Origin of the sequence: Bacteroides sp. ET336 (assembly GCF_024733815.1) — a bacterium.
In the GTDB taxonomy this organism is placed as follows: Bacteria; Bacteroidota; Bacteroidia; order Bacteroidales; family Bacteroidaceae; genus Phocaeicola; species Phocaeicola cellulolyticus.
This window is the reverse complement of sequence record NZ_JANRHK010000003.1, coordinates 37,937-61,465: the sequence shown is the minus strand read 5'-3', so window position 1 is coordinate 61,465 and position 23,529 is coordinate 37,937. Positions and strand designations below refer to the sequence as shown.

Annotated in this window: 25 protein-coding genes; 19 read left to right on the top strand and 6 right to left on the bottom strand. The window is 40.3% G+C overall.

What is annotated here, in order from left to right; translation table 11 throughout:
• Nucleotides 1-2: 2 nt before the first annotated feature.
• Nucleotides 3-209, bottom strand: coding sequence for a twin-arginine translocase TatA/TatE family subunit (locus NW213_RS04525; protein WP_258321973.1), 207 nt, complete (start codon nucleotides 207-209; stop codon nucleotides 3-5).
• Nucleotides 210-223: 14 nt separating this feature from the next.
• Nucleotides 224-733, bottom strand: coding sequence for an ECF transporter S component (locus NW213_RS04520; RefSeq protein ID WP_258321972.1), 510 nt, complete (start codon nucleotides 731-733; stop codon nucleotides 224-226).
• 380 nt (nucleotides 734-1,113) lie between these two features.
• On the opposite strand from NW213_RS04520, the gene NW213_RS04515 reads away from it, so the two are divergent.
• From NW213_RS04515 to NW213_RS04485, 7 genes are all read left to right on the top strand, one after another.
• Nucleotides 1,114-1,398, top strand: a complete 285-nt coding sequence (locus NW213_RS04515) for a LysO family transporter (protein WP_154043010.1) — start codon at nucleotides 1,114-1,116, stop codon at nucleotides 1,396-1,398.
• Entirely contained in the window at nucleotides 1,388-2,014 is a 627-nt protein-coding gene (locus tag NW213_RS04510) for a lysine exporter LysO family protein (protein ID WP_154043011.1), read from the top strand. The genes NW213_RS04515 and NW213_RS04510 overlap by 11 nt, the downstream gene beginning before the upstream one ends.
• A gap of 103 nt (nucleotides 2,015-2,117) precedes the next feature.
• Nucleotides 2,118-3,146, top strand: coding sequence for a PhoH family protein (locus NW213_RS04505; protein ID WP_258321971.1), 1,029 nt, complete (start codon nucleotides 2,118-2,120; stop codon nucleotides 3,144-3,146).
• Nucleotides 3,147-3,185: 39 nt separating this feature from the next.
• A complete protein-coding gene (locus NW213_RS04500) occupies nucleotides 3,186-4,130 on the top strand; it encodes a phosphoribosylaminoimidazolesuccinocarboxamide synthase (protein ID WP_204391103.1) in 945 nt (314 codons plus the stop codon).
• 68 nt (nucleotides 4,131-4,198) lie between these two features.
• Nucleotides 4,199-4,939, top strand: a complete 741-nt coding sequence (gene ubiE / locus NW213_RS04495) for a bifunctional demethylmenaquinone methyltransferase/2-methoxy-6-polyprenyl-1,4-benzoquinol methylase UbiE (RefSeq protein WP_204391159.1) — start codon at nucleotides 4,199-4,201, stop codon at nucleotides 4,937-4,939.
• Nucleotides 4,940-4,957: 18 nt separating this feature from the next.
• Nucleotides 4,958-5,701: a shikimate dehydrogenase gene (locus tag NW213_RS04490; protein ID WP_154043014.1), complete on the top strand. Its 744-nt coding sequence runs from the start codon at nucleotides 4,958-4,960 to the stop codon at nucleotides 5,699-5,701.
• Between the two features lie 7 nt (nucleotides 5,702-5,708).
• The gene (locus tag NW213_RS04485) at nucleotides 5,709-6,659 is read left to right on the top strand and encodes an alpha/beta hydrolase (RefSeq protein ID WP_258321970.1); all 951 of its coding nucleotides are present in this window, start codon (nucleotides 5,709-5,711) and stop codon (nucleotides 6,657-6,659) included.
• Between the two features lie 143 nt (nucleotides 6,660-6,802).
• Here the strand turns inward: NW213_RS04485 and NW213_RS04480 are convergent, their stop codons facing one another.
• Nucleotides 6,803-8,740 carry an NAD(+) synthase gene (locus NW213_RS04480; RefSeq protein ID WP_258321969.1) on the bottom strand — a complete coding sequence of 646 codons (1,938 nt, stop codon included), beginning with the start codon at nucleotides 8,738-8,740 and terminating at the stop codon, nucleotides 6,803-6,805.
• A 176-nt stretch (nucleotides 8,741-8,916) separates the two neighbouring features.
• Here NW213_RS04480 and NW213_RS04475 point away from each other — a divergent pair, with 176 nt between their 5' ends.
• On the top strand, nucleotides 8,917-9,339 hold the full coding sequence (locus NW213_RS04475; protein WP_258321968.1) for a Fur family transcriptional regulator: 423 nt from the start codon (nucleotides 8,917-8,919) through the stop codon (nucleotides 9,337-9,339).
• Between the two features lie 48 nt (nucleotides 9,340-9,387).
• Nucleotides 9,388-9,939 (top strand): NADH peroxidase, encoded by a 552-nt coding sequence (locus NW213_RS04470; protein ID WP_154043018.1) that lies wholly within the window; start codon nucleotides 9,388-9,390, stop codon nucleotides 9,937-9,939.
• Between the two features lie 93 nt (nucleotides 9,940-10,032).
• Here the strand turns inward: NW213_RS04470 and NW213_RS04465 are convergent, their stop codons facing one another.
• The 3 genes from NW213_RS04465 to lepA form a co-directional block, all read right to left on the bottom strand.
• Nucleotides 10,033-10,767, bottom strand: coding sequence for a UDP-2,3-diacylglucosamine diphosphatase (locus NW213_RS04465; protein WP_239469579.1), 735 nt, complete (start codon nucleotides 10,765-10,767; stop codon nucleotides 10,033-10,035).
• 418 nt (nucleotides 10,768-11,185) lie between these two features.
• Complete coding sequence (locus tag NW213_RS04460) at nucleotides 11,186-12,265, bottom strand: type I restriction enzyme HsdR N-terminal domain-containing protein (RefSeq protein WP_258321967.1); 1,080 nt, start codon at nucleotides 12,263-12,265, stop codon at nucleotides 11,186-11,188.
• Nucleotides 12,266-12,519: 254 nt separating this feature from the next.
• The gene (gene lepA, locus NW213_RS04455) at nucleotides 12,520-14,301 is read right to left on the bottom strand and encodes a translation elongation factor 4 (protein WP_258321966.1); all 1,782 of its coding nucleotides are present in this window, start codon (nucleotides 14,299-14,301) and stop codon (nucleotides 12,520-12,522) included.
• A gap of 228 nt (nucleotides 14,302-14,529) precedes the next feature.
• On the opposite strand from lepA, the gene NW213_RS04450 reads away from it, so the two are divergent.
• From NW213_RS04450 to NW213_RS04405, 10 genes are all read left to right on the top strand, one after another.
• The gene (locus NW213_RS04450; protein WP_258321965.1) at nucleotides 14,530-14,994 is read left to right on the top strand and encodes a hypothetical protein; all 465 of its coding nucleotides are present in this window, start codon (nucleotides 14,530-14,532) and stop codon (nucleotides 14,992-14,994) included.
• Between the two features lies 1 nt (nucleotide 14,995).
• Nucleotides 14,996-15,982: a DNA/RNA non-specific endonuclease gene (locus tag NW213_RS04445; RefSeq protein ID WP_258321964.1), complete on the top strand. Its 987-nt coding sequence runs from the start codon at nucleotides 14,996-14,998 to the stop codon at nucleotides 15,980-15,982.
• Between the two features lie 123 nt (nucleotides 15,983-16,105).
• Nucleotides 16,106-16,696, top strand: a complete 591-nt coding sequence (gene hisH / locus NW213_RS04440) for an imidazole glycerol phosphate synthase subunit HisH (RefSeq protein ID WP_154043028.1) — start codon at nucleotides 16,106-16,108, stop codon at nucleotides 16,694-16,696.
• Nucleotides 16,697-16,711: 15 nt separating this feature from the next.
• Nucleotides 16,712-17,449, top strand: coding sequence for a 1-(5-phosphoribosyl)-5-[(5-phosphoribosylamino)methylideneamino]imidazole-4-carboxamide isomerase (gene hisA, locus NW213_RS04435; protein ID WP_204391126.1), 738 nt, complete (start codon nucleotides 16,712-16,714; stop codon nucleotides 17,447-17,449).
• Nucleotides 17,450-17,451: 2 nt separating this feature from the next.
• Entirely contained in the window at nucleotides 17,452-18,207 is a 756-nt protein-coding gene (hisF, locus tag NW213_RS04430; protein ID WP_154043030.1) for an imidazole glycerol phosphate synthase subunit HisF, read from the top strand.
• A gap of 38 nt (nucleotides 18,208-18,245) precedes the next feature.
• Entirely contained in the window at nucleotides 18,246-18,857 is a 612-nt protein-coding gene (gene hisIE, locus NW213_RS04425; RefSeq protein WP_154043031.1) for a bifunctional phosphoribosyl-AMP cyclohydrolase/phosphoribosyl-ATP diphosphatase HisIE, read from the top strand.
• A gap of 3 nt (nucleotides 18,858-18,860) precedes the next feature.
• Complete coding sequence (locus NW213_RS04420; RefSeq protein WP_258321963.1) at nucleotides 18,861-19,541, top strand: cell division ATP-binding protein FtsE; 681 nt, start codon at nucleotides 18,861-18,863, stop codon at nucleotides 19,539-19,541.
• A gap of 115 nt (nucleotides 19,542-19,656) precedes the next feature.
• Nucleotides 19,657-20,976, top strand: a complete 1,320-nt coding sequence (locus NW213_RS04415) for an aspartate kinase (RefSeq protein ID WP_204404177.1) — start codon at nucleotides 19,657-19,659, stop codon at nucleotides 20,974-20,976.
• 104 nt (nucleotides 20,977-21,080) lie between these two features.
• Nucleotides 21,081-22,241 carry a diaminopimelate decarboxylase gene (gene lysA / locus NW213_RS04410; RefSeq protein WP_154043034.1) on the top strand — a complete coding sequence of 387 codons (1,161 nt, stop codon included), beginning with the start codon at nucleotides 21,081-21,083 and terminating at the stop codon, nucleotides 22,239-22,241.
• A 115-nt stretch (nucleotides 22,242-22,356) separates the two neighbouring features.
• Nucleotides 22,357-23,517, top strand: coding sequence for a glycosyltransferase (locus tag NW213_RS04405; RefSeq protein ID WP_258321962.1), 1,161 nt, complete (start codon nucleotides 22,357-22,359; stop codon nucleotides 23,515-23,517).
• The last annotated feature ends 12 nt before the right edge of the window (nucleotides 23,518-23,529 follow it).

Genomic DNA, 23,529 nt, shown 5'->3' with positions numbered 1-23,529 from the left:
TTTTACTGCTCTTTCTTATCCTTGTTTTCTTTATCGGATATCTCGATATCGTCCTCAATACCTTTCACTCCATCCTTGAAACTCTTTACTCCTTTACCCAATCCTTTCATCAGTTCAGGTATCTTCTTTCCACCAAACAAAAGCAAAAAAATAAGTCCGATAAGCAGGACTTCCTGCATCCCTATCCCCAATAGTAATAATGTTGTCATATGTTTTTATGAATTTAAATTTTTGAAATCGATTTTAAAAGCCAATATCCTCCGAAAATCTGAAGAAGCATTCCCGGAACACCTATTCTGAAGTCCTGAAGAGATTTGTCAAGACTGCCACTTATAGCCCATTCTGCCATACCGCCTACTATCTGATAAAACAGTACGACACCCATAAGTGAGAATATAGAAAGCTTTCCGGTACGGCTAGCCAAAAATCCTGCAGCTACAGCAAGCAATACAGATTTACACATTATTGCCGGAAGCAAAGCCGGTACTGGCATTCCGAAGAAAAACGAATTTACCAAAGGAGAAAGGATTGCAACAAGCAAACCAAGCTTCATTCCATATTTATATGCCCCAACCAGAGTGAAAAAATAAATAGGCAACATAGTAGGACCACCTAGATGAACCAGATGACACAACTGAGGCAGAAGTATATTTCCAAGTATGAAGAGCACAGAAAACAGATATGTCCTACTCTGCCTGTAGGATAAAGAAACAAAGTTAAATGCTGTATTCATATCAAATATAAATGTTTTCATTATTAATAGTTGCAAAGTTATTACTTTCATACAATTATCAATCATATAATGAATGAAATAATTTCCGCTGAAAAGGAAAAACTTATAAATATTTGGAAAATATGCAATTTCATCATACCTTTGCATCGCAAAACAAAATAAACAGACTACCAATGAACAAACTTCTGACATACATACAGCCTCACACTCCGCTCCGAATTTATCTTACGTTCGGACATCGCAGTGCGTCCGTTCATTGGTTCAGCGGATTCGAATAAGCATAACTTCTACATATCATTTTTTCTTTATTTTTTATTCAGGGGTACATTATATATGTATCCCAAGGCAATCTATTCTCTCATTTTTAATATAGTACGGTTATGTTTACAATCATAGGAACAATGTTCACAGGAATTATTTTGGGTTATATTTTCAGAAACCTGGATTTTCTGAAAAAAACAGAAAAGACCATTTCTTATACTATCATATTGCTTTTGTTCATAATGGGGCTGTCAGTAGGATCGAACGACAGGATAATAGAAAACCTGGGAAGCTTCGGATGGCAGGCGGCAATAATAGCGTTCTCGGCTACTTGCGGAAGCATCATCGCGGCATGGCTGGTACTGACACTGTTTTTCAAGAAAGGAGAAAGCCATGAAGGGTAGCATGATTGTTCTTCTGTTTTTTATGGCAGGTTGCATATTGGGAGTACTGGACATAATACCTCTCGACTTGCAGAAAAGCAACCTGTCAATGTATATACTGTATGCACTTATGCTGCAGGTGGGACTGAGCATAGGTTCGAGCAAGGATCTGAAGTCTATAGTAAAGGATATACGTCCCAAATATCTGCTCATACCTCTTGCCACTATTATCGGCACACTGCTGTTTTCGGCATTTGCCAGTCTGCTTCTTTCGCAATGGAGCATTTTCGACTGTCTGGCTGTGGGTAGCGGATTTGCCTATTACTCACTGTCATCAATACTGATCACACAGTTCAAGGAAGCATCACTCGGCATTCAGCTTGCCACAGAGTTGGGAACCATTGCCCTTCTTTCGAATATCTTCCGCGAGATGATGGCTCTGCTTGGGACACCGCTGCTGGTGAAATATTTCGGCAAACTGGCACCTATATCAGCTGCCGGAGTAAACTCTATGGATGTAGTACTACCTATTATAACAAGGTATTCAGGAAAAGACATGATTCCCGTAGCAATTTTCCACGGGATATTGATAGACCTTACGGTACCGTTTTTCGTATCATTTTTTTGCCGGCTTTAGTCACAAGCCGGCATTTTTTATACCTGTTTGTACATAACAATCAAAAGGATTCATTAAATTTGCAGAAAAATATACAAAACTAAAGGATATTGAATTTGACTGAATGATAGAAAAACATATTGTACTTGAAGATATCGATCCGGTTATCTTCTATGGCGTGAACAACGTCAACATGCAAATGATTAAAGCTCTGTTTCCCAAACTGAGGATAGTGGCTAGAGGAAATGTCATAAAGATAATGGGAGACGAGGAGGAAATGTGTGCCTTCGAAGAAGCTGTGACAGCACTGGAAAAACACTGCTCGATATATAACTCGCTCGACGAGGAAGTTATTCTGGACATTGTAAAAGGCAAAAACACAAAAATAGAAAAGAACAGCGAGGCTATCGTGTTCAGCGTCACCGGAAAACCTATCATTCCGAGAAGTCCCAATCAGCTGAAACTGGTAAAGGATTTCGAAAAAAACGATATGATATTCGCCATAGGACCGGCCGGTTCGGGCAAAACTTATACCGCAATAGCTCTGGCTGTGAGAGCTCTCAAAAACAAGGAAATCAAAAAAATCATATTAAGCCGTCCGGCTGTAGAGGCAGGAGAGAAACTGGGATTCCTGCCGGGAGATATGAAGGACAAGATTGACCCGTATCTGCAACCGCTGTACGATGCTCTGCAAGACATGATTCCTGCTGCCAAGTTGAAGGAATACATAGAGCTGAACATCATTCAGATTGCTCCTCTTGCATTTATGCGCGGACGTACGCTGAATGATGCTGTAGTGATCCTTGACGAGGCTCAGAACACTACTACCCAGCAGATAAAGATGTTCCTCACCCGTATGGGTATGAACACCAAGATGATTATCACAGGCGATATGACGCAGATAGACCTTCCTTCGTCGCAGACATCTGGTCTGGTGCAGGCAATGAAAATCCTGAAAGGAGTGAAAGGCATCAGTTTCATAGAGCTTAACAAAAAGGATATCGTAAGACACAAACTGGTAACAAGAATTGTGGAGGCTTACGAGAAATTCGAAGAGAAAGTAAAATCCGAGAAAGCAGAGAAAGCAAAAGCCGAAAAAGAAGAAAAGGACAAGGCTGAAAAAACAGAAAAGAAAGCTGCGTCAAAACAATAATGGAAACAACATATTTACTTCCTAAAATATATAGAAAAGATGAGTAAAGCATTAACAAAAACAGACTTCAACTTTCCTGGTCAGAAGAGTGTTTACCACGGAAAAGTTCGCGATGTTTACAACATCAACGGTGAAAAATTAGTCATGGTTGCAACAGACCGTATCTCGGCATTCGACGTTGTTTTGCCAGAAGGTATTCCTTACAAAGGCCAGATGTTGAACCAGATTGCAGCCAAATTCCTTGATGCTACAACTGACATCTGTCCAAACTGGAAACTCGCTACTCCGGACCCAATGGTCACTGTAGGTGTAATGTGCGAAGGTTTCCCTGTAGAAATGATTGTTCGCGGTTACTTGTGCGGCAGTGCATGGCGTGCTTACAAGAGCGGTGTTCGCGAAATCTGCGGTGTGAAACTTCCTGAAGGTATGCGCGAGAACCAGAAATTCCCTACACCTATCATCACTCCTACCACTAAGGCTGAAATGGGTATGCACGATGAGGATATCTCTAAAGAAGAAATCCTAGCTAAAGGTCTTGCAACTCCTGAAGAATATGCTACATTGGAGAAATATACTCTGGCTCTGTTCGAACGCGGTACAAAGATGGCAGCTGAACGCGGTCTTATCCTCGTTGACACTAAATACGAATTCGGTAAGCACAACGGTCAGATTTATCTGATGGACGAAATCCACACTCCTGACTCAAGCCGTTACTTCTACTCAGAAGGTTACGAAGAACGTTTCGAAAAAGGCGAACCTCAGAAACAGCTTTCTAAGGAATTCGTACGCGAATGGCTGATGGCTAACGGTTTCCAGGGTAAGGAAGGACAGACTGTTCCTGAAATGACTCCGGAAATAGTAAACTCAATCAGCGAACGTTATATCGAACTTTACGAACACATCACTGGTGAAACATTCGTAAAGGCTGATACAGCTGAACTTGCATCACGCATCGAAAAGAACGTTACTGAATACTTGAAATAATTATGACAGGGCGGGATTCTTCCCGCCCATCATATATTCTATCCACAAATCCTACACTAACTCACAACATGTCAAACTATCCTCAAGAAAACATCAAACCTTATAATCAAGACGAAAGCAAAGCTGCACAGGTAGAAAAAATGTTCGACAACATCGCTCCTACTTACGATAATCTGAACCACGTACTTTCGCTTGGCATTGACAAGAGCTGGCGACGCAAAGCCATCAACATGCTCAAGCCATACCGACCGATGCACATGATGGACGTGGCTACAGGAACTGGCGATTTTGCTATACAGGCATGCCGTGTACTTCAGCCTGAAGAACTTATAGGTACAGATATCTCGGAGGGTATGATGAATGTAGGACGTGAAAAAGTAAGACAGTCGGGGCTGGACAAACAGATATCCTTCGCCAAGGAAGACTGTACTTCTCTCACATTTCCCGACAACAGATTCGATGCCATAACAGTGGCATTCGGAGTACGTAACTTCGAGAACCTGGACAAAGGGCTGGCAGAGATGCACCGCGTATTGACCACAGGCGGACATTTGGTCATTCTGGAACTGTCCGAACCGGAAACATTCCCGATGAAACAGCTTTATGCCATCTACTCGAAAGTCGTAATTCCAACAATCGGAAAGTTACTATCGAAAGACAACAGTGCATACACATACCTGCCGCAATCCATCAAGGCTTTCCCGCAAGGAGAAGTTATGCAACAAATTCTTTACAAGGCAGGATTCAGCAAAGTGACATTCAAAAGACTTACATTTGGTATTTGCACTCTTTACTTTGCAACAAAATAACTTAAAATTTTTACTACAATGAAGAAATTTGGTTTAATCGGCTACCCTTTGGGACATTCATTCTCTAAAAATTTTTTCAATGAAAAATTTCATTCAGAAAATATTGATGCCGAGTACGTTAATTTTGAAATACCATCCATAGAGGAATTTAATAAAGTTATAAAATCCAACCCTACCCTCTGCGGACTGAATGTGACTATACCATACAAGGAACAGGTTATCGGATACCTGGATGAACTGGATGCCGACGCTGCTGCAATAGGGGCAGTAAATGTAATAAAAATAGAAAAGAACAAGGGCAAACTGAAACTTATAGGCTATAACTCTGACGTAATGGGATTCACCCAGTCCATTGAATCTCTATTGGAGCCTCACCACAAGAAAGCCCTCATTCTGGGAACAGGAGGAGCATCAAAAGCCATCAACTACGGATTGCACAAACTAGGACTGGAAACAAAATTCGTTTCAAGAGCCAAAAGAAATGAAAATACTATTACTTACGACGACATAACTCCGGAGATTATGAACGAATACAAGGTAATAGTAAATTGTACCCCTACTGGTATGTACCCAAAAGCAGACGAATGCCCTAAAATACCATACGAATATCTCACTCCTGAACATTTACTCTATGATTTGCTGTACAATCCTGATACAACACTATTTATGAAAAACGGTGGAGAGAAAGGTGCAGTAGTAAAAAACGGTCTTGAGATGCTTCTGCTTCAGGCTTTTGGAGCTTGGGAAATTTGGAACAAATAAAACAGACATGAAACATAAGAAATTAATTATCAGCCTCACAGTTATTGTAGTAATAATAGTTGGCGGACTGATAGGTGGAAGTCTTTACATGATAGACTACTCACTTCGTCCTGAAAACAGAGGTAAGGATCTGGCCGGATCTGAAGCGTACATGCGCGAGACCTATCCTCAAATAAATGGATGGTTGGACAGCCTTCAGGGAAATCAACTGCTAAAAGATACATTTATAACCGCTAAGGATGGAGTCAAACTGCATGCTTATTATGCTTATGCATCACACCCGACCAAAAAGACAGCGGTAATTGTACATGGCTATACCGATAGCGCCATAAGAATGTTCCACATCGGATATATGTACAATCAGTCTTTGGATTACAACATTATAGTTCCTGACCTGAGATATACCGGGCTGAGCGGAGGCGATGCCATACAGATGGGATGGCTGGACCGTCTTGACGTAAAGGAATGGATAAACCTGACTCCGGGTATTTTCGGCGACTCTATACAGGCTGTTGTGCACGGAATATCAATGGGGGCAGCAACCACTATGATGACTTCGGGTGAAGTCTTGCCTGAATATATAAGATGTTTTGTAGAGGACTGCGGTTATACCAGCGTTTGGGAACAGTTCAAAAAGGAGCTTAAAGAACAGTTCAACCTGCCGGCATTCCCACTGCTATACACTGCCAGCTGGATTTGCGAACTTCAGAACGGATGGAATTTCCATGAAGCTTCTGCTATAGAACAAGTAAAGAAATGCGACAAACCGATGTTTTTCATACATGGCGACAAGGATGATTTCGTTCCTACATATATGGTGAACGAAGTATATGCCGCGAAATCAGAGCCGAAAGAAATATGGATTGTGCCTGAGACTGACCATGCCACATCGTATAAAAACTATCCTGAAGAATATACAAAGAGGGTAAAAGCGTTTACTGATAAGTATATTGACTAATAAAATCACTAGAAACCCTTATATAAAAAGCGTCACACGTACGTGTAACGATCGGAACACGTTCGTGTGACGAGAGTGACACGTACGTGTAACGCGTGTAACACGAACGTGTCACGATGATTTCATCATTGTATTCTATCAAATCAGCCTACAAGTTCCTCACATTCCTTGAGCCACATTGCCGCACTGGCATCACTAGGCATACGCCAATCGCCTCTAGGGCTGAGTGATACGGAACCTACCTTAGGCCCGTCAGGAAGACATGAGCGCTTGAACTGCTGATTAAAGAAACGGCGGCAGAAATTAGTAAGCCATTTCTTTATAGTAGTACTGTCGTATGTTCCTCTGAAAGCAATCTCTGCAAGATAGAAAATCTTTGCTGGACGCATACCGAATCTGAGGAAATAATACAGGAAGAAGTCATGAAGTTCATACGGGCCAACCAAGTCTTCAGTCTTCTGCTTGATATTTCCGTTTTCGTCGGCAGGAATAAGTTCCGGACTGATAGGAGTATCTATAATGTCAAGCAGAGTGTTACGAGAAATTACATCTACACCGGTCTGAGCCACCCAGTTTACAAGATAGCGTACCAGCGTCTTAGGAATGCTGGCATTCACACCGTACATAGACATGTGGTCGCCATTATAAGTAGCCCAACCGAGAGCAAGTTCAGACAAGTCCCCCGTACCAATCACCAGACCGCCAATCTTGTTGGCATAGTCCATGAGGATTTGTGTACGTTCGCGAGCCTGACCGTTTTCGTATGTGACATCATGAACAGACATATCGTGCTCAATATCCTTGAAGTGCTGTATGCAGGCGTCCTTGATGCTTATTTCTTTGGTAGTGACCTGAAGAGAACTCATCAGAGTAAGGGCATTGTTGTATGTACGGTCTGTTGTTCCGAATCCCGGCATTGTGATACCTACTATACCCTTGCGCGGCAACCCCAGCTTGTCGAAAGTCTTTACACACACAAGAAGAGCCAATGTAGAATCCAGACCTCCGGATATTCCTACTACCACAGTCTTGCAGTTGGTGTGCACAAGTCGTTTTGCAAGTCCTGCCACCTGAATGGAAAAAATCTCCTCGCATCTTTCGTCAAGAAGCTTTCCGCCTGCAGGAACAAACGGATGAGGATCGACATATCTTGTAAGCGAGAGTTCGCGACTGTTTACAAGTTCAGTCTGAATATGCTGTACGTCCGCAGAAGAGTATGCCCTGACACTGGCAGCAAATGTGGTATTTACAAGACGCTCGCCACGCAGACGTTCCACATCTATCTCGCTGGTTACTAACTGCGCATTGAAAGAAAAGCGTTCAGCCTCAGCAAGCAAGGCTCCATTCTCATAAATAAGCGCATTGCCGGCAAACACCACATCAGTGGTAGACTCGCCAAAACCGCTTGAAGCGAAAACATATCCTGCCAGACAGCGTGCAGACTGCTGTGCGAGCAATGAACGCAGATACTGATGCTTTGCAATGTTCTCTGTATCGGCAGACATGTTGAATATTATCTCAGCTCCCTTCAGCACCAGTTCAGAGCTTGGAGGAACCGGAGCCCATACGTCCTCGCATATTTCTATTCCAAAACATGTATCCGACGTATCGAAAAGCAGATTCTTGCCAAACGTCACAACCTGTCCGCATAATCTTATTGAAGAAACTCCGGTATATGTAAGTGATGATGCGAACCATCTCTGCTCATAGAATTCCTTATAATTGGGAAGATAAGTTTTAGGCACTACTCCAAGAATCTTTCCTTTCTGAAAGACTACAGCACAATTTGCCAAAGTTGAGTTAACCACTACCGGCATGCCTACTATAGATATAATATCCAGTTGGCGTGTATTATTCATAACCTGCATCAAAGCCATTTCAGCCTGTTCTATCAGCAGTTTATGCGAAAAGAGATCGCCACATGAATATCCCGTTAAATTCAATTCAGGGAAAATCACTATCTGCACACCTTTACCGTCAGCCACCATAATCTGTGCTTCTGTCTGTTGCGCATTGAATTTACAGTCGGCCACCTTTACCGCCGGTATAGCAGCCGCCACTTTTACAAAACCAAATTTCATATAATTTGTTATATATAATGTATAGTCTGTGCAAAAATACAAATTATTCCTTTGCACAGCGGTTAAGTTAAAAGTAAAAAAAACAAAAAAGTAAGTTTGGAACTTGTAGTTTAGAAAAAAGTTTGTATCTTTGCCATTGAAATAAAATTGTAATAATTACATAATTGAAAGAGAGTATGAACGTTTACGAATATTTGCTTAATTACAACATCAAGCCATCCGTACAACGCATCGCAATTATGGACTATCTCCTAAAGAATCATACTCATCCGTGTATTGATGAGATTTATATGGCTTTGCATGATGATATTCCTACCCTTTCAAAAACAACAGTATATAACACTTTGAAGTTGTTTGTTGAACATGGAGCCGCAAAGATGCTTACGATAGACGAGCGTAATGCTTGTTTCGATGGCGATACATCTGCCCATGCACACTTCCAGTGCAAATGCTGCGGTAGGATTTTCGATATGCCAATGCATATAAACGAAAACGAAATGAACGAAATGACAGAAAAAGGTTTTAGCGTGGAAGAAGTTCACAGCTATTACAAAGGTGTCTGTCCTGAATGTAGAAATAACAACTCCGACAAAAACTAAAGTCGGACTGAAAATATTAATTTAACAACTAACTAACTTATTACTATTATGAAGAAATTTATCTGTACAGTATGTGGTTATATCCACGAAGGTGATTCAGCTCCAGAAAAGTGTCCATTGTGTAAAGCTCCTGCTTCTAAATTCAAAGAAATGGAAGAAACAGAAGGTGGTCTTCAGTTTGCAGACGAACACGTTATCGGTGTAGCTAAAGGTTGCGACGAAGAAATGATTAAAGACCTTAACAACCACTTCATGGGCGAATGTACAGAAGTAGGTATGTACTTGGCTATGAGCCGTCAGGCTGACCGCGAAGGCTATCCAGAAGTAGCTGAAGCTTTCAAACGTTACGCTTGGGAAGAAGCTGAACACGCTGCTAAGTTTGCTGAACTTCTTGGCGACTGCGTATGGGATACTAAGACTAACCTTGAAAAGCGTATGAACGCTGAAAGCGGTGCTTGCGCTGACAAGAAACGTATCGCTACTCGCGCTAAAGCTCTTAACCTTGACGCTATCCACGATACAGTTCACGAAATGGCTAAGGACGAAGCTCGTCACGGAAAAGGTTTCGAAGGTTTGTACAACAGATACTTCAAGAAATAATTTACTATTACAGAATAGGTTTATGCCAGGCATACCGGAAGGTATGTCTGGTATTTTTTTATTATCACATCAAAAAAAAGGAATAAATCAGAATTATGCCATCAGGACTTTCCAGTTCTGATCTTCATCTTCTATCAGAACTGATTTATTCTCAATCCAGTCACCGGAATTAAGATAGCGGATATTTCCAAGATGAGTATCTTCAGGGTGATGTATATGTCCGCATATAATGCCGTCGTAATTATTTTTCACGGCAAAGTCTGTTATCTGTTTCTCAAAATTAGTAAAGTTTGAGACAAGTTTTTTTGTCCATCGCTTAATTACCTGAGCGAAAGAGAACGGCTGTTTATGGCGAAAAGCCCTGTATTTGTTATAGAATTCATTCAAGAAAAGAAGAAACTCGTAGCATGAAGCTCCAACTTTTGAGAGCCATGTGGCTTTACGGTTTACGGTATCGAAACAATCACCATGCGTAACAAGGAACTTCTTGCCTCCACTTGAGAGAGTAAAGTCTCTGAATACTTTTATACCTACTATCACCTTACCTACATACCTCTGCATGAAGTCATCGTGATTGCCGTATGTATAAATAACATCAGACGTGCTATTCTTCATCATCTCCGATATGGTACGGAACAGACGCATAAGGTCACTTCTCCAAGCGCACTTTGGATGCTTGTGTATGTACCACCCGTCAATAATATCACCGTTCAGAATCAACCGTTCGCATGACACGGAACGAAGAAACTGAATAAGCTCATTTACCTTGGCATGAGGCATTCCCAAATGAAGGTCTGATAATATTATTGTCTTGTAATGTTTTTTCAAGTGTATGATTGTTTCTAAATGACCATACAAACTTACGGAAAATTTCTGGAATATCAACCATATTACAGCATATAAACACAGTATTCTGAAAATATAGAGTTAGGAGAGAATCGCAGAAGTTGGACAGACAGTCTAAAACTGTTTAAAAGCTGATTAAAGTAAAAGAACGGTTTCATAATCATTTCCAAATAAGATTACTTATTCCATAGCTTATTATAACATTTTTCTAATGCAGTTTAGGTACCACTTAAACGTACAATGAGATACACCACAACTTACTTAAATCAAACTTAAATCAAAGTAGCAAGTATCCATAGGGTTACCTAAATATATATGAATTATACCAAATAACTCAATTTCTTTATAGTAGAAGTTTTATGTTTAAGCCATACCCCGATAGGCAATCCGTATCTATTATTTATTTGTATTCTACAACATTATAACCTTGTGAGTTTGCAAATTGAAGAATGGATCCTATATTAAAAATTCCCCATTGATTGCATACAACAAATTTTATTCCATCTTCACTTCTTAAATATTCACTTTCTCCAACAAAATAGTTACGATATTGATTCATTTCCAATGAATCATAAGGTTTTATCACACCCAAAGAATCTGGTCTAAGGGCATTAAGTACTTTAGAAAGTTCAGCGTATGATTTGGGATTTTCTGCTACAAAATGCCTTACTACATTAAGTACGAATTTTCTTTTAGACATAGGTTTACTACCTAAAAAACCATATTTTGTTTTATCATGTGTTGTTATTGAATGTTCAATACTTTGTGTAGATTGAAATGAACTGACAAGATCTCTTGTTATTGTACTTTTATTTGTAGAAGTTATCGTTAAGTTAATTTGATTTAATACAGAATCCACCCATTCTACAGAATGTCCTTCGTTCAGATATTTTTCTTTTAATGCATCTTTAAATATCTGACCGCTTGTATCAGACAATATCTTATCAATTTCATACTGTATTATTTTGTGTGTTTGTAATTTAGCCTTTTGTTCATTGCAAAAATCTATCAAGGTCTGCATATTGAATAAATCTTTGGAAAAAAGTTCCACAAACTTAATTCCATCAGGATTGTTTTCTTCTATGTTTAGAGAAAAGACCTGTTCTGGAAGTTGTTGGGACGCAACGTCATCATAATATAAACAAATTTTATCTCCCACATAAAGTCCAAAAATCACTTGATGCTTTAAAAGACGCATGTAAGAAAACAATTGCCTTTCATCTTCTTCTTGCAATGTGTGATTTGGACGCTTGATTTCAATCACAAATTGCTCTACGTTGTCTTGCTGAACCACAATATCAGCATACTTATTTTCATGTCCGGCCCTAACAGGGTATTGTGTTACAATTTCTCCTTTAAACTTCTTCCAACCTAGAAGCATTAAACAATTACATACTATGTTCTCATATTCTTTCTCCAAAACATTATTCCTAATGCAAGTCTTTAACTCAAAACATATTTCATTCCAAATTTCATTCATTTGCTCTTTTTGCGCAAAGGTAATGAAAAACAAGCATCTTCTAGTACATTAAATCCGTTTTTTATTTTTTCATCAAGCCATGATTCTTCTTAAAATTATTATCTGATACACTTCTGTAAACATAAAAGCTATACAAGATGCTTAATTAGCAATTCAAACAATTAGAACTTATTCAAAAAAATTATACAAAAAAACGAACCCACAACGGCATAAAATCATCCGTCATGGGTTCGTTTCACTATTTAGTAAGTATATTAGTCAAGTTTCAATACAGCTAGGAATGCTTTCTGCGGTACCTCCACAGTACCAATCTGCTTCATACGTTTCTTACCCTTCTTCTGTTTTTCAAGAAGTTTACGCTTACGGCTCACGTCACCACCATAACACTTGGCAGTTACGTCCTTACGCACTGCCTTGATAGTTTCGCGGGCAATGATCTTCGCACCGATTGCAGCCTGAATTGCGATTTCAAACTGCTGGCGTGGGATAAGTTCTTTCAGTTTCTCACACATGCGTCTTCCAAGGTCGTATGCATTGTCGAAATGGGTAAGAGTAGAAAGCGCATCCACAGACTCACCGTTCAAAAGAATATCAAGTTTGACTAGTTTTGAAGGACGGAAGCCAGACTGGTGATAATCAAATGAAGCATATCCCTTGGAGATACTCTTCAGCTTATCATAGAAGTCAATCACGATTTCACCAAGCGGCATCTTGTAATGCAATTCCACACGGTTACCAGATATATAATCCTGACGAACCAACTCACCACGCTTGCCAAGACACAAGGTCATGATTGGACCGATATAATCGGTAGTAGTAATTATGGAAGCATCGATAAACGGCTCCTCAATATGGTCAATCAATGTTGGATCAGGCATACCGCCAGGATTATGCACTTCCTGTACTCCACCCTGCTTGTCATATATCATATACGATACGTTAGGCACAGTAGTAATGACATTCATATCGAACTCGCGGTCCAGACGTTCCTGAACAATTTCCATGTGAAGCAATCCTAAGAATCCGCAACGGAAACCGAATCCCAAAGCCAATGACGATTCAGGCTGGAATGTCAACGAAGCATCGTTAAGCTGCAGCTTTTCCAATGATGCTCTAAGGTTCTCGTAATCTTCTGCCTCGATAGGATAAACACCTGCGAAGACCATAGGCTTGACTTCCTCAAAACCTTCGATTGCCTTATCACACGGATTTGCTATATGAGTAATAGTATCTCCTACTTTTACTTCTCTGGATGTCTTGATACCGGAAATGATATATCCAACGTCTCCTGTACGAAGTTCCTTGCGTGGCACCATGTCCATCTTCAAGACACCAATCTCGTCAGCATCGTATTCCTTTCCTGTATTAAAGAATTTTACCTTATCACCTGTACGCAATACTCCGTTTTCAATCTTGAAATATGCAATGATTCCGCGGAAAGAGTTGAATACAGAGTCGAAGATAAGAGCCTGCAGAGGAGCCTCTTCGTCACCTTCCGGATGAGGGATACGTTCAACAACAGCCTTTAGTATTTCCTCAACACCCATACCTGTTTTACCAGACGCACGGATAATCTCTTCACGCTTGCATCCTAAAAGATCGATAATCTCATCTTCCACTTCCTCAGGCATAGCGCTAGCCATATCACACTTGTTCAGAACCGGAATAATCTCCAGGTCATGTTCTAGTGCCATATAAAGATTTGAGATTGTCTGAGCCTGCACTCCCTGCGAAGCATCTACTACAAGCAGAGCACCTTCGCATGCAGCAATTGAACGTGAAACCTCGTATGAGAAGTCCACGTGTCCCGGAGTGTCAATAAGATTAAGGATGTATTTTTCACCGTTGTAAGTATATTCCATCTGGATGGCATGGCTCTTGATTGTTATACCACGCTCACGTTCCAGATCCATGTCGTCAAGCATCTGTCCTTCAGTGACCTTGATTGTCTGTGTGTATTCCAGCAATCGGTCAGCCAAAGTAGATTTTCCATGGTCGATATGTGCGATGATACAGAAATTGCGTATATTCTTCATTCGTTTTTAATGCGTAAAATTAATTTTGAGTGCAAAGATAGCAAAAAATCACCTATTTTCAATGTATGGGAAAAGACATTTAAACACTAAACGCCTGATATTTCTCTAATTTATCAGTAATTGTTTCTATCATCATAGCAATGAAAAATCAGAATGAAGAATAACAATTCTATCAGAGTAATGAATATTTTTAGTTAATTTGCAGAACAAACAATAATGTAGTTAATTATGGAACCATCAACTCAACTTAACGCACACAACAAACAGGAATTTCCTCCTATGCACACCTGCGAACACATAATCAACAGAACAATGATAAACCTCTTCGGATGCGGAAGAGCTGTTTCGGCACATATAGAAAGGAAGAAAAGCAAACTGGACTATGCCCTACCACAGCCTCTGAACGATGAAGATATTACAAGAATAGAAGATACCGTAAACAGTGTTATTGCACGACATCTTGATGTGACAACAGAATTCATAACACAGAAGGAAGCAGCAGACAGATTTGACTTGAAACGCCTGCCGGAAAATGCATCAGACACAGTGAGAATAGTAAAGGTTGGCGATTACGACGAATGCCTCTGCATAGGACTTCATGTTAATAACACATCAGAAATTGGAACATTCAAAATTATAAGCCACGACTATAACGATGGCATTCTGAGGATAAGATTCAAACTTATTAAGTAATATGGCAAAAAAGAAAAAAGCGAAAAGCGGTATTAAGTGGAAACCGTTGCTGCTAATCATACTTATCGGATTATGCGCCGGAGGTTACTATGTTTATTCTGAGAATAAAAACATAAATCTACCGGAACTCCCGGACAATAAGGAAATACAGAAAACTTTAAAGAAGACTGTTCAGGAAGCCGACAAGATTAAGGATGAAATAGTAGCACAGGCAGAAAACCTGAAACCGGTAATTGAAAAGATAAGATCAGGAAACAAGGAAGAGACAACCTCATCTGCCGAAACACCTAAACTTAATCTGGAAATACCTGTTTATACATATCCGGGAAGATACGAGAAGGAAATCATCATAAACAGAACAGGCTATACCCTATCATACAACCAGTATTATAAGAGCCCCAATTGGGTGGCATGGGAATTGACTAGAGAAGAGACCAAAGGAGAAGCCGACAGATACGACAAGTTCATGCCCGATCCGGATCTACCAGAACCAAGGGTAGTACATAAAGATTATACCAAAAGCGGATACGACAGAGGGCACATGGCTCCTGCTGCGGATATGAAATGGAGCAAACAGGCTATGATAGAATCGTTCTATATGAGCAATATATGCCCTCAAGTAGGCAATCTGAACCGTGGTGACTGGAACGATCTAGAGGAACTTTGCAGAAACTGGGCAGACAAATACGGAAGGATATACATTGCATGCGGACCTATCTTCGATTCAAAATCACCAAAGAGAATTGGTGTACATAAGGTTGCCGTACCTGACAGATTCTTCAAGGTTATACTTATATATAATAGAAAAAATCCTATAGCTATGGGATTTATTTTCAAAAACACCGCCCATTCACAAGATATAGAGAAATACATGGTGACTGTGGATAGTGTGGAAAATGTTACTGGGATGGATTTCTTCTCAAAACTGCCGGACGATGTAGAAAATAAAATAGAGAGTACAGTTCCTGAGTTACCTAAAAAGAAATAACCATATCGTATATTGTAATAAAATATGCTATAAAGCAAACTTTTTGATATAAAAGTTAGGAATTAAATATTATTTAGTTACTTTTGCAAAAACGAATCAGGTAGGCAGAAATAAGACAAATATATGAATGTAGCAATCATAAAATACAATGCAGGAAACATTTTCTCAGTAGATTATGCTTTAAAGCGTATTGGAGTGACACCTGTCATAACATCCGACAAGGAGACACTTCTTAAAGCTGACAAAGTGATATTTCCAGGCGTAGGTGAGGCTGAAACCACAATGAAATATCTGAAAGAACAAAATTTGGATATATTGATAAAGGATTTAAAGCAGCCGGTTTTAGGAATATGCTTGGGTATGCAGCTTATGTGTAAATATTCCGAAGAAGGAAATACAGAATGCCTCGGAATTTTTGATACAGATGTAAAGAGATTCTGTCCGCAAAGACACATTGACAAGGTGCCACACATGGGTTGGAACACTATCGAGAATACCGTAAGCCCTCTATTTAAAGGGTTCGACAAGGATGAGTATGTTTATTTTGTCCACAGCTATTATGTTCCGCTGAACGATTTCACAGCCGCACGTACCAACTACATTCTTCCTTACAGTTCTGCGCTGCACAAAGACAACTTCTATGCCACACAGTTCCACCCTGAAAAGAGTGGAAAAACGGGAGAAAGAATCTTGAGAAATTTCTTAGAACTATAAACACATAATAATATTATGATAGAAATAATTCCTGCCATAGACATAATCGACGGAAAATGCGTCCGCCTCTCAAAAGGAGACTATGACTCTAAAAAGATATACAATGAAAATCCTGTTGAAGTAGCAAAAGAATTTGAGGCATACGGTATAAGACGATTACACGTAGTTGACCTGGACGGAGCCAAATCAAAACATATTGTCAACTACAGGATCTTGGAGCAACTGGCCGGAAGAACCTCTCTTATTATCGATTTCGGAGGAGGAATAAAATCGGATGAAGACCTTATTATAGCTTTCGATAACGGCGCACAGATGGTTACCGTGGGAAGTATAGCAGTAAAAAATCCTCAACTGTTCGAAAAATGGCTGAACAAATACGGTCACGAACAGATAATCCTGGGAGCCGACGTTAAAGACAACAAAATAGCTATTAACGGCTGGAAAGAAGAAAGCGACATTATGCTTGAAGATTTTCTGAACGATTATACAGCCAAAGGAGTATCTAAAGTTCTTTGCACAGACATAAGCAAGGACGGAATGCTGGAAGGCCCGTCAATAGAACTTTACAAAAACATAATGGCAAACCATCCGGACATGCATCTGATAGCCAGTGGAGGAGTAAGCTGCCTGGATGATATATACAGACTGGATGAAGCAGGTATTCCTGCAGTGGTATTCGGGAAAGCCATATATGAAGGTAAAATCAAACTAAAGGACTTATCCGATTTATCAAACTCTGACAAACAAGACTGATTATGCTTGCAAAAAGAATTATTCCATGCCTTGACATAAAAGACGGACAGACCGTAAAAGGTACAAACTTCGTAAATCTGCGTCAGGCAGGCGACCCGGTGGAATTGGGAAAAGCTTATAGTGAACAGGGCGCAGACGAGCTTGTTTATCTTGACATCACAGCCAGCCACGAAGGAAGAAAAACATTTACAGATCTTGTGAAGCGAATAGCTGCACAGATTAACATTCCCTTCACCGTAGGCGGCGGAATAAACGAGCTTAAAGATGTTGACAGATTGCTCAATGCCGGAGCTGATAAGGTATCTATAAACTCCGCAGCAATAAGAAATCCGATGCTTGTGGATGAAATAGCAAAACACTTCGGATCACAAGTTTGCGTTGTAGCCATTGATGCCAGACAGACGGCCAATGGCTGGAAATGTTATCTTAACGGCGGAAGAGTGGAAACCGAAAGATACCTTTACGAATGGGCAAAGGAAGTCAATGACCGTGGAGCAGGAGAAATCCTGTTCACAAGTATGGATCATGACGGAGTGAAAACCGGATATGCCAACGAAGCATTGGCGCACCTGAGCGAGACACTGGACATTCCTGTTATCGCCTCAGGCGGTGCCGGAAAAATGGAGCATTTCAGAGACGCATTTACTTTGGGTAAAGCAGACGCTGCACTCGCTGCAAGCGTGTTCCACTTTGGAGAGATACCTATAATGAAACTGAAAGAGTATCTTCATAAAGAAGGTATTTCCGTAAGACTTTAAATATACATGCATATTAACCGAAAAAAGATTATAGAATTATGGAATTGAATTTTGATAAAATGAACGGACTGGTTCCTGCCATCATACAAGACAACTACACTCAGAAAGTACTTATGCTGGGCTTCATGAACGAAGAAGCATACCAGAAAACAGTAGAAACAGGCAAGGTAACTTTCTTCAGCCGCACAAAGAACAGACTTTGGACCAAAGGTGAAGAAAGCGGAAACTTCCTGAACGTGGTATCTATAAAGGCCGACTGTGATAACGATACTCTCCTCATAATGGTGAACCCTGTAGGACCTGTCTGCCACCTTGGCACAGATACTTGCTGGGGAGACAAAAACGAGCAGGACATAATGTTCCTTAAAGAGCTTCAGGACTTCATCTGCAAACGACATGAAGAAATGCCTGAAAAATCATATACAACAAGTCTCTTCCAGTCGGGAGTGAACAAAATGGCGCAGAAAGTGGGTGAAGAAGCCGTTGAAACTGTAATCGAAGCATGCAACGGTACCGACGAAAGACTTATTTATGAAGGAGCTGACCTACTCTATCACCTTATAGTATTGCTTACTTCGAAAGGTTACCGTATAGAAGATCTGGCAAGAGAACTGAAAGAACGCCACAGTGAAACCTGGAAAAAACATTAATCGATGAGCGAAGCACCACTTATATCATACAGCAATGTAAGTATCTGGCAACAGGAACAGGAGATTCTGGAAAATATCAATTTCAGCATCAATCCAGGAGAGTTTGTCTATCTTATAGGTAAGGTAGGAAGCGGAAAATCCACTTTCCTGAAATCCATATATGGCGAACTTGACATAAAGGATGGTAATGCTACAGTGCTGGCTTATGACATGAAAAGTATAAAAAGAAAACATATCCCTGCACTAAGAAGAAGAATAGGTATCGTTTTTCAGGACTTCCAGCTACTTACAGACCGTACGGTAAAAGAAAATTTGGAATTTGTACTGAAAGCAACCGGATGGAAAAACAATAACGACATCCAGGCCAGAATAACAGAAGTTCTTACGCAGGTAGGGATGGAAACCAAAGGATACAAGATGCCTAACGAACTGTCCGGAGGCGAACAGCAGCGAATTGTAATAGCCAGGGCAATCCTGAACAAGCCTGAACTTATTCTGGCAGACGAACCGACAGGTAATCTTGATGTAGAAACCGGTCATCGTATTGTTGAACTCCTCAGGGAAATATGTTCTCAAGGCTCGGCGATAATAATGACCACTCACAATATAAACTTGCTTTCGGAATACCCTGGCAAAGTATATAAATGTGAGTCGCACAAGCTGGAAGAGCAGCAGAATTCATAAAAAAATCAAACATGAACGTAAAATCGGCATAAAAACAAAAAGAAATTGATTATTATTGCTAATTTTGCATTCTGATATTTAATTATTAACAATCCATTAAAATTCGAAACGTAAAATGAAGGTTTTAAAGTTTGGAGGAACATCAGTAGGCTCTGCACAGAGAATGAAAGATGTTGCCAAATTGATTTCTGACGGCGAGCAGAAAATAGTAGTACTCTCCGCAATGTCGGGTACAACTAACACATTAGTTGAAATTTCGGATTATCTGTACAAGAAAAATCCTGAAGGTGCGAATGAAATCATCAATAAGCTGGAATCAAAGTATAAACAGCACATAGATGAACTTTATTCTACTGAAGAATATAAACAGAAGACATTGGAATTCGTAAAGTCAGTATTTGACTATATCCGTTCATATACAAAAGACATTTTCACTTTGTTCGAAGAAAAAGTTATCCTGGCTCAGGGAGAAATCATTTCTACAAACATGGTGACAAACTACCTTTGCGAACAAGGAATCAACGCAGTTCTTCTGCCAGCATTGGAATATATGCGTACTGACAAGAACAGCGAACCTGACCTGACTTACATCCGTGAGAAACTGGCTCTCCAACTTGAAGCAAACCCTGGATATGAAATCTATATCACTCAGGGTTACATCTGCCGCAACGCTTACGGCGAGATAGACAACCTGCAGAGAGGCGGTAGCGACTACACAGCATCTCTTATCGGTGCGGCTGTCAACGCTTCTGAAATACAGATATGGACAGATATCGACGGTATGCACGACAATGACCCTCGTATCGTTGAGAAGACTTCTCCTGTACGTCAGTTACACTTCGAAGAAGCTGCAGAACTGGCTTACTTCGGCGCAAAGATTCTTCACCCTACATGCGTACAGCCTGCCAAATATGCAAATATCCCGGTAAGACTGCTCAACACTATGGAGCCAAGCGCACCTGGTACTCTTATCTCTAACGAAACAGAGAAAGGCAAAATCAAGGCAGTGGCAGCAAAAGACAATATCACTGCTATCAAGATTAAGTCAAGCCGTATGCTGCTTACTCACGGATTCCTCCGCAAGGTATTCGAAATATTCGAAAGCTACCAGACTGCCATTGATATGGTTTGTACTTCAGAAGTTGGCGTATCGATGTCTATCGACAATACAAAACACCTCAACGAAATTGTTGATGACCTGAAGAAATACGGTACAGTTACTGTTGATCAGGACATGTGTATCGTATGTGTGGTAGGTGACCTGGAATGGGAAAACGTAGGTTTCGAGTCAAAAGCTCTTCAGGCTATGAAAGAAGTTCCTGTTCGTATGATTTCATACGGAGGAAGCAACTACAACATTTCTTTCCTTATCCGTGAAGAAGACAAGAAACGTGCACTGCAGTCTCTGAGCGATGTTTTATTCAACAATAAATAAACATCTATAATATAAAAGGCGAATGGCTGTGGATTGATATATCCAGACCATTCGCTTTTTTTGTAAAAACAGCTACAAACGAAAATAAAAAAACAGAACACTTTATGAAAGGTACATTCCCTATCGGAAAATTCCGCGAAATGGAAACTCCATTCTATTATTATGATGCAAATCTGCTTCGCGAAACTCTTCAGACTATAAAGGATGAAAGTGGCAAATACAATAAATTCTGCGTTCATTATGCCGTTAAGGCAAATGCCAATCCTAAGGTTCTCAGTATTATCCGCGAAAGCGGACTTGGTGCCGACTGTGTAAGCGGCGGAGAAATCAAAGCGGCTATAAAGGCTGGATTTCCTCCAAGCAAAATAGTATATGCAGGAGTAGGTAAAACAGACTGGGAAATCAATCTCGGACTGGACTACGATATTTTCTGCTTCAATGTAGAATCTGTTCCTGAACTTGAAGTCATCAACGAACTTGCAGCAGCCAAAGGCAAAATTGCAAGAGTGGCTTTCCGTATCAATCCTGATGTAGGTGCACATACTCACGCCAACATCACAACAGGTCTTGCAGAAAACAAGTTCGGTATCAGCATGAACGATATGGACTATGTCATCGACCGTGCACTGGAGATGAATAATGTGAAGTTTGTAGGACTTCATTTCCACATCGGTTCACAGATTCTTGATATGGGCGATTTCGTTGCTCTCTGCAACAGAGTGAACGAACTGCAGGAAAAACTGTTCGCACGTCAGATCATCGTTGAACACATCAACGTAGGTGGCGGACTCGGTATAGACTACGCTCATCCTAACCGTCAGCCGATACCTGATTTTGCAGAATACTTCAAGACATACCACAAACATCTGCGCCTTCGTCCGCAGCAGACACTGCATTTCGAACTGGGACGTGCAGTAGTTGGACAGTGCGGTAGTCTCATCACAAAGGTTACTTACGTAAAACAGGGAACAAACAAACAGTTTGCAATCGTTGACGCAGGTATGACAGACCTTATACGTCCGGCTCTGTATCAGGCATATCACAAGATAGAAAACATAACTTCAGACGAGGCTATGGAAACATACGATGTAGTGGGCCCTATCTGCGAATCATCAGATGTTTTCGGAAAAGCTATCGACCTTAACAAAACAAAGAGAGGCGACTTGATAGCCCTTCGTTCGGCAGGCGCATACGGTGAAATAATGGCATCGGCATACAACTGCAGAACACTTCCGCAAGGATATACATCCGACGAACTTATTTAAGAAACAAAACACACAAGCTAAGGCTCCTTCATGGCTAAATAAAAACCATTGAAGGAGCCTTTTTTCTGAAATTTTGAACTACTTTTGCATGACTTTTCAGAAAACAAAATAAGATATGATAAACATAGACTATAATTCGGCTATTCTATTTTTGCAGATATTCTGCGGACTGATGTTCTTAATACAGTTATACTATTTTCTTGTTCCGTACAGCAGATTATTCAAAAGCAACAAAATACAGAACAAACTTCAAGAAAACACAAACTGTCCTCCCCTATCTGTCATTATAGTTACAAAAGACTCTGCCAGCATGCTTAAAGACAACCTGCCGGCAATCCTCGAACAGGATTATCCGGAGTTCGAAGTAATCGTAGTAAACGATGAATCGGCAGGTGAAGATGAGGATATACTTAAGATTCTTGGCAGCAGATACCGTCATCTATACCGCACATTCATTCCTAAATCTGCACGATACGTCAGCAGAAAGAAACTTGGAGTGGCAATGGGTATCAAAGCCAGCAAATACGACTGGATTGTTGTGACAGAGCCTTATTGTAAACCTGAAAGCAAAGACTGGTTAAAAAGTTTGTCAAGAAACTTTGTACCGGGAACAGACATTGTACTGGGCTACTGCAATTACAGCTATGGCAAAGGAATATTCGCTAAAAGAATAATAACGGACATGCTGATGGTTTCAATGCGCTTCCTAGGAAAAGCTATCGGCGGAAATCCGTATATGGGAATAGGAAGAAATATGGCATACCGCAAGGATATATACTTGCAGCACAAAGGTTTCTACACTCAGCTTACACTGTCAAGAGGTGACGATGATTTGTTTATCAACGAAATCGCAGACAGCAGAAACACAAAAGTATGTGTAGATTCAAACAGCATAATGCGTATGCCTTTACCTAAATACAGGAAGACATGGAGAGACGACAAAATAGGATATGAAGTAACCGGAAACCATTATAAAGGAACAGCCAGAATATCAAACAGCCTGGAAACATGGTCTGCCTGGCTGTTTAATCTATCGGTAATAGTAGCTTTGTGTATTGGAATATTGAATAAAGAATTGATCTTCACCTCATGTATCTTCGCTGCATGGCTGATAAGAACAATAACAGCTATGACAGTTTTCTTCAAGACAGCAAAAGCCATGGGAGAAAAAGTTTCTGCATATCTTTTTATATATGATATTATGCGCCCACTATACAGTCTGAGCCTGAAAATAGGATATATCACCCGCCACAAGAGTGACTACATGAGAAAATAGTCACACACTTAT